Annotated in this window: 7 protein-coding genes; all 7 read right to left on the bottom strand. The window is 40.7% G+C overall.

The features are described 5' to 3' along the window. Nucleotides 1–376 precede the first annotated feature (376 nt). Nucleotides 377–688 (bottom strand): hypothetical protein, encoded by a 312-nt coding sequence (locus tag ACUUHJ_RS12035; RefSeq protein WP_142496312.1) that lies wholly within the window; start codon nt 686–688, stop codon nt 377–379. Between the two features lie 82 nt (nt 689–770). Continuing rightward, nucleotides 771–2,813 (bottom strand): molybdopterin-containing oxidoreductase family protein, encoded by a 2,043-nt coding sequence (locus ACUUHJ_RS12030; RefSeq protein ID WP_472298981.1) that lies wholly within the window; start codon nt 2,811–2,813, stop codon nt 771–773. Between the two features lie 319 nt (nt 2,814–3,132). Further along, nucleotides 3,133–3,645: a hypothetical protein gene (locus ACUUHJ_RS12025; RefSeq protein ID WP_472298980.1), complete on the bottom strand. Its 513-nt coding sequence runs from the start codon at nt 3,643–3,645 to the stop codon at nt 3,133–3,135. 201 nt (nt 3,646–3,846) lie between these two features. After that, entirely contained in the window at nt 3,847–4,134 is a 288-nt protein-coding gene (locus ACUUHJ_RS12020) for a barstar family protein (RefSeq protein WP_472298979.1), read from the bottom strand. A 434-nt stretch (nt 4,135–4,568) separates the two neighbouring features. Further along, a complete protein-coding gene (locus ACUUHJ_RS12015; RefSeq protein ID WP_472298978.1) occupies nt 4,569–5,054 on the bottom strand; it encodes a hypothetical protein in 486 nt (161 codons plus the stop codon). A gap of 14 nt (nt 5,055–5,068) precedes the next feature. Continuing rightward, nucleotides 5,069–10,636 (bottom strand): polymorphic toxin-type HINT domain-containing protein, encoded by a 5,568-nt coding sequence (locus tag ACUUHJ_RS12010; protein WP_472298977.1) that lies wholly within the window; start codon nt 10,634–10,636, stop codon nt 5,069–5,071. 1,440 nt (nt 10,637–12,076) lie between these two features. Further along, nucleotides 12,077–12,451: a hypothetical protein gene (locus ACUUHJ_RS12005; protein WP_472298976.1), complete on the bottom strand. Its 375-nt coding sequence runs from the start codon at nt 12,449–12,451 to the stop codon at nt 12,077–12,079. Between the last annotated feature and the right edge of the window lie 83 nt (nt 12,452–12,534).

Below are 12,534 nucleotides of genomic sequence, written 5' to 3'. Positions count from 1 at the left end.
CTCTAGTGCCACAAGAGAACCTCCTCCTGTATTATGGGGAAACCTTCTTGAAATTTGGGATATGGGCCATTTGTTCTTCTCCTGCATGAAACGGTATGATGCTTGCACCTTCCGGGATTCCGATTCTTGAGATATGAATTCCTTCCAAACACTCATAGCACCACATCAAAAAATATCCCACTCTCTTCTCTGGATCTCCAATGTATTCATAACTGACGCTTTCACTCGTGCAATTTTGACAATTCATCCTGGGGACATGGGGAACCGTCTCCTATATGACCGCTACCAAACTCAACCATTGTTTGAATGTAGGATTAATCATTGCCCACTCCTTTCTTTCGTACAATCCTCGTTCTTTAAGGAGTATACTCACTCATCATGTTCGGTCCATAAAATCCTCCGCTACCCTAATATCTTTTGAAAGTAGTAATTCTGGATATTTTCTGTCCACTCGCTTTAAACATTCGATAAAATCCCGACTATTCACTCTTGCTGAGATATCCTCAAAAATTTCACTAAGCCAATAAGCTTCTTGCTCTGTGCAAGCCTCGAAGAACTCGATGGTTTCTAGAGTGTTGGCACTCAACAGCTCCGTTAGCCTTTCCCAGAAATCATATACCTTTGGATCATTCAGGTGAAGTTCTGACCGTTCTTTTATGAGTTGCTTTATTAGATTGGAATCAAGCATAAGACGCTTCCTCCCCTTTTGCGGTACATTCACGAAAAAATGGAACAGCGAGCGCCCTTACAGTAGGGGCACTCGCTGTTTGTTATCGGGCGATCTTTTCCACAGCAACACGTCCAGAAAAAAATGTCGCGCCTCCACCCATATCCGCGATTCGGTCTGGTGTGAGGGCATTTACATAATGCTTCGGACCTTCGTTATCTGCCCATAAGCCTTGACTCACGACGACACCCGTTAGAACATTTTCTCCGACAGCTGCCACGAGCTCGCACTCTCCCCGCTCATTCCATATGCGGACGGTATCACCATCACAAATGTCTAGAGCACCAGCATCCGCCACATTCATGTGTAAACGAGGTATTTTTTCCATCTTCTGATGTTTTTCATTATTCGAGAACGTGGAGTTCAAATAATTGTGATTCGGCCCCGGCACAAATAAATACGGGAAATCCCCATCATTCACCAATGGCGTGTACGTCGGTAATGGGGGCAGCCCTCGTTTTGCCATTGCTTGTGAGTAAAGCTCAATTTTGCCACTTGGGGTGGGAAGGTGTTCCAAAAAGAAAGGTTCCAAATTTGCTTTGGCATATTGTTTTTCGACCAAAGTTTCATACGTGATTCCTTCCAGATGAGGATTGCCGTGCCCCTCCAACGCCTGTCCGACCATCTCTGCATCACTGTCTTGAAAAGCAGGTTCGTCATATCCCATAGCAGCAGCAAGCAAGCGGAAAACATCCGTGTTGGACTTGCTTTCTCCAAATGGTGCGATCACTGGTTGCTGAAGCTGAATGTAATGATGCCAATACGACGTGTAAAAATCCGTATTTTCATAGGAAGACGTCGCTGGCAAAACGATATCGGCATAAAGTGCCGTCTCCGTCAAAAATAAGTCATGTACGACTGTGAACAAATCCTCTCTCGCCAAGCCTTTCCGCACTTTGTTTCCTTCTGGTGCAACAATGGCTGGATTGCTCGTGTAGACGAAGAGCGATTTGACCGGCGGCTCTGTATCGAGCAACGCTTTTCCAAGTTCATTCATATTGATGACTCTCGTCTGTTTATTGGCCAGCAAATCTGGTCGCTGCACGGCAAGCTTGTTGTGCTCCAAGAAACCTTTATTCCCTTTATTGGCCCCACCGCCTTTGACAAGCCACTGCCCTGTCAGGGCCGGAAGACAAGCAATCGTCCTGACACACATTCCACCATTGTCGTGATGCTGAATGCCGTTTCCAATGCGAATAAAGGACGGAGAAGTGGTGCCATACATTCTCGCCAATTTATAAATATCCTCGACAGGGACACCCGTTAAGACTGATACGGTGGCAGGATCGTAGGTGCGTACATGCTCCCTGAGCTCTTCATGTCCTACTGTATACTTTTCCATAAAGGCTGAATCCACCAAGTTTTCTGCAAAAAGCACATGCATGATGCCCAAAGCCAAAGCCGTATCTGTTCCGGGTAAAATCGGGATAAACCAATCAGCCCATCGCCCCGTCTGATTTTTATGGACATCAATTACGACGATCTTCGCCCCATTTTTCCGAGCCTGTTCCGCAAACACCACTTGATGCATGTTGGTGCTAACCGTATTGATCCCCCACATGATGAACAGCTTGGAATGTACAGTGTCTTCCGGATCTGTGCCAAAGGCTCCGCCCATCGTGTAGCTGTAGCCTACAGCCCCTGCACTGTTGCAGATCGTACGGTCAAGTTGACTAGCCCCCATCCGATGGAAAAAACGTCGATCCATTCCCTCAACACTAATCCGCCCCATGTTCCCGTAAAAGCTGTAAGGCAAAATGCTCTCGGGACCGTCTGAATCGATCAAGGCACGCCAGCGTTCGGTTATGGTAGTGATGGCTTCTTCCCAACTGATTCGAACAAACTCCCCGCTCCCTTTTTTGCCAATACGCTTCAACGGATGCGTGAGTCGCTTGGGATCGTAAATGCGCGCTGTCATGTTGCGAACTTTGTTGCAAATATTCCCCTTGGTCACCGGATGGTTCGGGTCTCCTTCGATTTTGACGATTTTCCCCTCTTTTTTATGAAGGAGCAATCCACATTGGTCCGGGCAATCAAGTGAACAAACTGCTGGAAAAACACCGTTTTCCTGAGTCGTATAAGTCATGGAGGTTCCCTCTTTCTCATAACAGTAATCGCTTCTATACGCTATTATAATCGATTGAAAAAAGAAGGCACTACCCCGGCGCGAATGATAAGTTCATGAGTTTTAAATCGCGGCTAATAGCAGAGAAAGGTTTCACCGCCGAAGGGATTGTCTTTCTCTGCACCAACGTGTCAAGGGTTCGCTTCGCCTTACGCCCTTCACCTTGTTGGTTCCATGAAAGATGTCCCAATTAGGGGATGAAACCTTTTTAATATCGGTTGTTCCGTTTACACAAAACCCTTACAAACCCGAGGACTTGTTAGAATTTATCCAATAAAGTCTATTCAACTAAGTTTACATGAAATCGGTTCTTTAATTCTGACCATGTGGCGTTAAGAAATTCAATCTTGTTCGTAAACCCAATATAATGCTCAAAATTTTCTTCGTTAAAAGTTGCATAATATTCTTGTTGGAATATCACATTCGAGTATTTCGAAAAGTCTTCGCCCTCCTTCACTACAACACATCGAAATAAACTGTCGATATCTATCGCTTTTATAATCTCGTCCTTTGACTTTACTGAGAACCAAATCATATTTGGTGGTGTATGATTTGGTTGATCCCAATGAGGAATTGTCTCTTCCCACGGCAATACCCATTCGGAATTAGTAAATAGACGTCTTTCATTGATGAATTCTTGAATCTCCGACTCGAATAAATGAAGATTTCTCTCATAGAAAGAGAATAACAGCAAGGAATCGTTTTCTATTAGAAAACTAAGAATTTGAGCGACTTCCTCAGTTGACACATTATGTTTTAACATTCCAATTGATTTTATTAAGTTAAGTTCCATGCTATTCTCCTAATCGTTGAAATAGAAATGTTGGTCTGATCTAGTACTTCCTACGATTGGATCAATATATTGAAAGTGAGGTGGGACATATTAGTTAGATCGATTACATCTTTTTAGAAAGAATGAACAGCTTTCTTTAAGATTACATTGGAAGAGCTGTTCTGGTGCTTTCTATATACTTAAAATCACTCAAACCAGTTTTCATTTTACTATCACTTTAAATCCTCTTTCATTTTTCTCTGCATCAGTAAAGACTTGGAGTAATTTCTCTGCATAATCCCCTAGATATTCAACACTTTTTTCATAATTCAACCATTCAATCGTAAGAGGTAATTCAATCCACGCAGTTAAACATTCCCATAACGAATCGAGATTATTTCCCCAATACGTATGGTCATAATGTTCAGGTTCTATTAGTTTGCTTCTCAGAATGCTGTGTAAATTATCCCTAGAAGTAAATTCCTCACCGTTAATTTTTATGATCTTCATATTGGCATTCTACCTCCAAAACTCATTTAATGGCAGTTGGCTGTTATGCCATCAGCTTATTCTTCCGTCACTATATCCACTCGATCAATTGAGATCTTTGCCTGCCAATTATAATTCGGAAAGCACGGTTTCTTTCAAAATTTTAGATTTCGCCAAACATGCATCGTCTTTGATTTCACGTACTAAAATTCAAACATTTACGTGCGTACAGGCATATTAAAGGAACATCATAAGAGGATGATTAGGATTAAGTTCATTCAGTTCGTTCCGCCCAATTCGGCACTGAGTAGTGTTCATTTTGCTCAGAAAGAACCACCCTACGCCGGTTAAAGGCGCAGAGTGGCGCTAAGTTAATAGATCCTAATGACAGTAGAAGGAGTTTTGAATTTGTTATTTCCGAAACAAACCAAAGAAAAGATTAGTTACCTGCGATGTTAAATTAATGATTCATATGAAACTTTATTATCTTTCATAACCTTTTCCATTTTCGGGAACACTTTAGATAAAAAGCTACCTCTCGCCTTTTCAGAGATGTATAAGCATATACCTTCATCGGTCTCTTCTAGCGTCATAGCAAAACTATAATTGTTAATATTTTCATTTCCAGATTCAGTGACAATACATGCACAAAAAACCTTTATCTCGTTCAAGATTTCCAAATTATTTTTTGGCTTAAACCAAAGAATTTCCCTAGTTAACTTTGGCCACCAAAACCATGTATCAATTGAACCAATTAATACCTTGCGCTCTTCTATAAATTTCATATACTCTCGATCTGTTGTTTTTACTGGCCCAGCAAATAACAAAAATTCGTCTTTATCTAGAAAGCAATTAAATATTTCGAAATATAATTCTGTTCGGAAAGGTAAAATAGAATCTTCAATTAGAAAATACGGTCTAGATTCCTTAAAGTATATCATTTGTCACCCCTCCATTAGTAGTAATGGTTATTATCGATACTATTTCCATTTGAATCTGTATAGTGAAAATGTTGCGGATCATATTTCCCAGGAGCTCCTGTCTTATTCGGTTGATTTGTATGAAGTTGTGCATAATTACCATTGCCATCCTCGTACTTATCAATGATAAGTCCATTACTTCGCACCTCTCTCCCTACAAACTTAAACCCTTGTTCTTTTAATGTTCCCTTAGGACCTTTCTCTGTTTTTATCCAACTATTCAATTTAGAAACATCTCTGAAAGTACAATTTGTATTATGCACCCAAATGCCCAGATCCGTTACATAATACGTATGGAATTCAGCAACCTTAAAGTTGTAGACCGTAACTGGTTCATCTAGCTTAACGAACTCAACCTTGTCAATCATCAGGTTGCTTCCGTCAGCCTTTTGGAGTTTGTCGCCTACCTGAAGTTCATATGCGAAGACCCACCCTTTACCTGCTACCCAAAACGGATGGTTGTCTGTGGTCTCGATGATTTGCTTCCCAACATGTAACTTAATAATATCGTCACGTTCGTTGCGGTATAAAGCTGTTACTTCTTTGAAAGCCAACTCTCCATCAGGGTTATTCTCATACTTGGCGAGAACCATATCACCGACTTCAATGTCTTCGATATTTTTCTCCCCTTCATCTGTTAGAACCTTTGTTCCAGCAGTAAAACAATTGCATTCACTCATCTCAATGACTTCATCAATTAGTTCCTTTGCTGTTTTACTTATTTTTACAGTTACGGTAGACCCTACACGCAATATACGTATTGCCCCACGCGTTGCAATTGAATAGATGATCGCATCGCCTTGCAGCATAAACTCAATTCTTGCCCCCGAGTAGTCTCGGTGTTCGTCTTTAATAGAATTGCTAACCAATCTCTTCGTTATTTTTCCTCTTTCAGTAATAGGCTCATAGTATTTTCCATCTCTTACTTCCATTTCTTGTTGGGCAACTAGTCCGCTCCATCTGTTGGTAACTACCTCATACATAATTACGGACATTAATAAATCTTCATCGTAAGAGCCTGTAACTTCGCCATGATACATTTTCATGTTTTTAAGTGTTCTTTGCATAATTTTAATGTCTTCGGTAGGTACTTCCCGATTGTATGTCTTAACTAGTTCATCAATATCAAGAGTTTCTGTATCTTTTGCATTGACCAGTCTAAACCATGAACCAATTGTATACCTTTCTGCAACGTCTTTTGCTCGAATTTTTACAATGTAAGTTCCATTTTTTAAGATTGGCTGGGTAGTCGGCATATTGATGGAACCATCCCACGTAAAGGTATGCTTCACATTCTTCGCCAAAAACCTTCTTGTTTCTAGGTAAACTACATGAGTTGGATTATCTTTAGGTGCTACGGTAATAACCGTTTCCTGATGATCTTCGTAGTATTTCCATGAAATCGTTCCGGCAATGTTTAAGTCTGGATCTATAGCCATATACCCCGTATCCCGTACTACTTTATGAAACTTTGTATGGTAGATGGGAGTTGGAGCAGTCTGTAACGAGCGTAGAGCCGCTCTTTTCTCTTTCCTTGGATTTTGCTTCCATACTTTCGCATAAAATACGCCTATGTCGCCTGGAATAAATAACACGTCTTCCTGATTCGCATAAAACGTCTGGAGCTCATTTCCGTCTTTATCTTCCAACGTTAGAATGTTGTTGTCGACATATAAATTCATATCGGCAATCTCATCCAGCGTAAGCTTGAAATAATCAACATCGTATGGTGAAGACAAACGGTCGGAATAAATCCCATCCCATTCTGCTGCCGTAGCTGTTTCACGAGAATTGTCGAAATCTGACTCTACTGTCATTCTGGTCAATAAATTTGCATTTGCCTTTGCAGTAAGTTTTACATAATACGTCGTATTCGGCGCAAGCTTTGCTTCCACCATGGAGAATAGGGTACCGAAAGGGCCATCATGATCATCATTTTGCACAATCACATTCTGCATGGCAGAATCGCTGTACAAGGTAAGAACCGTGTCTACCTCTCCACCACTCTCTTGATACGGAGATGTAAACAAGCGATGCAATCCCTCTTTTTCTGTGGTGAACTGATAGATAACCTCTTTTGCATTCTTCGTCACATCGACAAAAGTATTGACCGCTACATTCTCAATGATCGGGACTGGATCTGAAGTTACGACAAAATGCTCATAGGCTCCATAAAAAGTAATCGGATTATCATTGATGACTGTCGCGGTAAAGGTATGACCAGCCTTAATTGTTTCACTCTTTGACGTGCTTTTTTTATCACTATCTGTGATCTTACCGTCTGGACTCTTGACTTCATAACGATAGGGATCATAACGTGTTGCAGTTGTTTTGATTTTCGAACTTTTTTTACTCTGATTTAGAATGCTTACACTTTCATTCTTTAAAAGGGTTCGTTTTAACAAGGCAGGTTGCAAACTTTCACTTCTTGCTATCGTGCTTTCAAATCCGCTGAACGTCACTGGAGAAGCCGAAGTAACCGTTACAACTACCTTTCCACCTGCGGGAATTTCAAGTAAATCTTTAGAGAAATCACGTTCTAGACTGTGACCGGTTCCATCCACTTCGTACATGGCATAATCAAATTTATTCCCAGACTCATAGGTAACATCTGTCTTTATTTCTCGTGTTACATCACTTTTGTTTACAAAGGTATAAGATTGTCCTTGTTGTACTTGTTGGTTAAATGTTAAAGAAACCGCTGACTCTTCTTTTAAAATGTCAGAGTAACCTGCGAACGTAACCGGCAGGTCAGTGGTCACTGTTGCTGTCAGCTTACCCCCTGGCGGTACGGATACTTGGAGCTGAGAAGTGTCATTGGCCTCCATACTAATAGAACCGTCACTCTTCATCACTTGATAAGTAAATCGATTTTTGTTGTAGGTTGCATCTGTTAGAACTTGTACGGTATCTTGACTTGTATTCCGAATCCCAATTGTTTCGTTTTTAACCGCTGTTCGTTTGAAAAGAGCAGGGGTAGGACTCATTCTTGCTTCTAATCCCTCTTTAAAACCTTCGAATGTCACAGGTTTTAAAGATATAACAGTGACCACTACTCTACTGCCCGGAGGCATTGAAATTTGTCTTCCATTATCACTTGCAGACTGACGTGTTGGAAGTCCTTGATAGTACAAGGCATAATCGTATTTCTTATCCTGAGAGGAATAAGCATCTGTATCTAGATACTGGTATTTGTTCGTACTCGTGTTTGTGAATACATAAGACTCTCCTTGGTTCAGTTGTAGTTTAAAGCGTATCGAACTAGAACCATCTTCTTTAAAGAGGTCATAATATCCATAAAAGGTAACGCTCTGATCGGAGGGAATGGTAACCGTCAGCTTTCCACCTGCTGGTATCTCCAAGCTTGTCGCAGTTGCATCGTTTTGCTGTTTGACGACAGAACCAGTATTTGAGGCAATCTGATAACTGTATTTATTCCTACTGGACGCATTCGTTTCAATCTTCAATTCTTTCGTGCTTGTGTTTAAAAAGCTTACCGTCTCACCATTAAACACTTGGCGCTTAAATAGTGCAGGATTTGCACTGGTGCTTCTTTTTACACCTTTCTCAAATCCTTGGAAGGTCACAGGTATGGAAGACGTGACCGTAACGACCATTTTTCCACCGACTGGAATGTTCTTCGATCTCAAAGCTGTATCCAGGGCATATGAATTGCCAGTGCCGTCGCTATTATAAACGGTGTATTCAAATCGATTTCCATTTGAAGAAGAAGCATCTGTTTCAATCTCTTGAATCTTTCCACTAACATTCGTAAAGATATAAGATTCGCCTTGTTTGACTACTTGTTTGAATAGAAGATCTTCTACCTGTTCTTCTTGAAAATAATCAAAATATCCGTGAAATGTTACGGGATTATCTTTGGTTACTGTTGCAGTCAACGTCGCACCAGCTGGAACAGGTATGCTTCTCAAGGAGGAATTGTCCTGTTGACTCACGATAGATCCATCACGACTTGTAACTTGGTAAGTAAATACTTTACTTGGTCCAGCATCGGTTAAAGCTTTAAGGTCGAATGTGCTTGTATTTCTCACACTGACTGTTTCATTTTTGGAAACAGTTCTTTCCCAAAGAGCAGGATCAAAACTTGGGGTTCCGACAAAGATAGGGTCATAAACTTGGAACGTGATCGGTGTGCTAGACTTAACCGTTACGACGATCTCTCCACCCGCGGGAACAGCGTTCGATCTTGCATATGAATTAGCAGCCTGGGAAAGTACTGTGCCATCGCTTTTGTAAATAGCAAAATCAAATCTCGTATCTGTCTTATACGCAGCATCCGTATCTAACCTTAAAGTCTTTTCACTATTATTGACAAAACGATAGGACTCGCCTTGATTCAGTTTGTGACTGATGACAGTTCCATCAGAGGCATCCTCTTCTTTGAAGATGTCATAATAACCACCAAATGTTACAGGATCATCAGATGTCGAAGTGGCTACAAACTTTCCGCCTGCTGGAACGGAATAGGAAACTGTCGACGTATCGACAGCCTGTGTGTAGCCCGAACCATCACTGTTGAATATATGGTAACTGAATTTCTTTTTCGTACCATCAGTGTATTGTATAGACTCACTTTGTGAGCTTGTATTTACTACAATAAACGTTTCATCTTTGCTCAACGTTTTTTTAAATAAAGCGGGTTCTGATGCCGAATAATAGGTTGTCTTTTCTATATCTCCCGTAAAAGTTACAGGAAATCCAGTAACCGTAACAACAAGCCTTCCATCTAGTGGGATCGACCTTGAAGTAGCAATGGAGTCTAGGTCATGAGCGACACCATTGCCCTCTGCATTGTACGCAGCATAGTCATACGTCCTACCATCACTTCTCGAAGTATCGGCTTTCAACAAAGAACTTGATTTAGGATTACTATTTTCAAAAACATAAGTCTCACCTTCGGAAATGGTCAGCTCGAATGTTTCCCCCGCAACTTGGCTCATCAACCTGGGGATTTCCTCTTCTAATTCGTCAGCTTGTGATTCATCGGTTAATTCATCTACAACTGGCTCTTCAGAAGAAGCATCTACCACTTCAACATTCACTTTCGTCACTTTGTCTTTGTAAGTAGCAGTGAGCGTGGTTTTGCCCGGAGCTTGAGCAATGACCTTGCCTTCTTCGATACGAATCAATTCTTTGTTCTCGATTTCCCACGTGACAGATTGGGTTACATCTTCAACAACCTTATTTGTCCACATTGCCTTAACAAGTAAAGCAACAGACTCATCTACTCCCATTTGAATTTCATCTGGAAGGATCGATAACGCTACTATTTCGTTTTCTGGTTCGAATTCTATCTCGTTTTCTTGCTTTCCCTCATCTATGGATAACTTACTATCTATAGATCCTTCGCCATCTATTTCTGTTTTACTCTCTACACCTTCTGAAGATGTCTTTTCACTTGTTTGCACTGTGTTCATTTGATCATCTAAATTCGTAGATGCGTACGAAAGGGGCACTACCATATTCAATAACACACTCAGCACTAGAAGCACGGACAAATATCTTTTCATGTTAATGTTCACTTTGCTCTCCTCATTGGTTAGGTTTCTACTAGTTTGACATTCGAGAACAGCACTTAAGAAAATGAATTGATGTTCAATATACAAACAGTAGAAAAAGTCACTATCTCAGTAATACCCTCTTACGAATCAATTCCTTAGGCCTTTTGTCACAACAGAATCTCCTGTCTACCCGAATTGAGCAGAACTGGCTAATGCCTTGAAAAAAAAGAATCACTGTTATGTTATCCAAATGCAATTTTATTAACAATTACTACCTCACTTTCCATATTTTATTACGAGTAAACATGATATCATTACTTACTAATATAAAAAATGGGTATATTTTCATATTTTACATATATCACAACCAGGAGCTTAGTCTTTCTCTTAATATAAACAATATTCTTCATAACCTAATTGCGAATGGTCTTTGAGCGTGTAGTATGAACACATGGGTCAGCATTTGAGCAAAGTGATTTGAGTAGAAACGACTTGCATTATGTAATTGATTGAGGAAAAATAAGTAGGAATTCCAAGTGGTTGACAGAGGATAATTTGGCTTTACTGTACGTAAATTTTATTGTACCTAAGTGAATATCAGCGTTATCGCTTTTCAATTCCAGTAAAAACAATAATTAAAAAGTTCCTAATCCAGTTTTGGAAAAGGGGTTTTCATCTTCATTTTCTTTGGTATGTAGTAGGAGGTTTCTTAAATATTGTTACAAAGGTGTGCTGTGATAATCTGTTACCTTTTCAGAATAGTAAGAAAGGAACCATTGTGACCCCCAACTTTACGGCGAAGATCGACGCTGCGAAGCTGGGGAGTAGAGGTTTTAACGGGCAGCTATCAAAAAATCAAAGGGACCAGTGCGATGAATTGGATCGGTGGTAGTCAGCCCCTACCATGACCATTCTAGAGCTTCTGAAAATTCATGAGGAAGCTCTGACACCTGGAGAAAGATACACATCTCGCTTTACGATCCGTTCTCTGTTTTGCCCGTATTGCTCTGTGAGCAGAGCTAGCTGCTCCCAATCACTGAGCTCCTTTTAAAGGCAGCTCGATCCAATGGCTGGCCGTGCGATTCCACGAAAAGGATTGCTTCAGACTGGTATGCTTGCTTCAACACTCGCAGAAAACGGGAGGCTGTATAACTGCGCGGTCCGCCATAGACAGAGGGATTCAAGGCATCCCTAGGAACAGCGTTTGATCCTCTTTTACGTACACATAGCACGAGTCTTCCGAATGATCTCCTCCGACACGGTTTACATTCTGGAGAACAATGGATGCTACTACCAAGGGGTCTTGCAATATGAAAAAACTCGTGTTCCTTAGCGTACAGGAATACGAAGTTTTTTATTACATCCAAGTCACATTTGGTTGGCGGTACCCCCCCAAAAAATACCATGTAGGGTGTGGCCACGTTTTTGCCACAAGAGGTACAATTCGTAACAAGCGATTTGCTACTTCTGATTATCTTCAGGAAGTAGCGAATATTCTAAACCCATAAAACTAGCTACGGAGAGCTTTTCTTCGTTTATGACCTGAAGTCGGTAATTAGCAGGAGACAATAGCGCCTGGTTATCAGCTTCTGACAAATTTTCTTTTAGCTTTAGCTGTTGCGTAATTGTATACCGACTCTCATTACTGTTTAACTCAATTTGAACGAGTGAGGGAGTTTCTGCAAGCAAATTTTTAATGGTCTCGTTACCCGGCATATCTGCAAACGAAAAGTAAATGGGTTTTTCCGTATGCATCATTTTTTCTCTCAAATCGTCCGAAATTAAGATTCGTAACGTGAGTTCTGCTGAATTACCATTTTTTGTTACCTGCAGCACGGATGTTTTTAAATTCTCCCCTGTAATTTGTTCAAAATAATCGTAGACGCTTGCATATGACTTATCTGTAGGGACTGTTACTG

Source organism: Brevibacillus schisleri (genome assembly GCF_055685845.1).
This window is presented reverse-complemented; position numbering and strand designations above follow the sequence as displayed.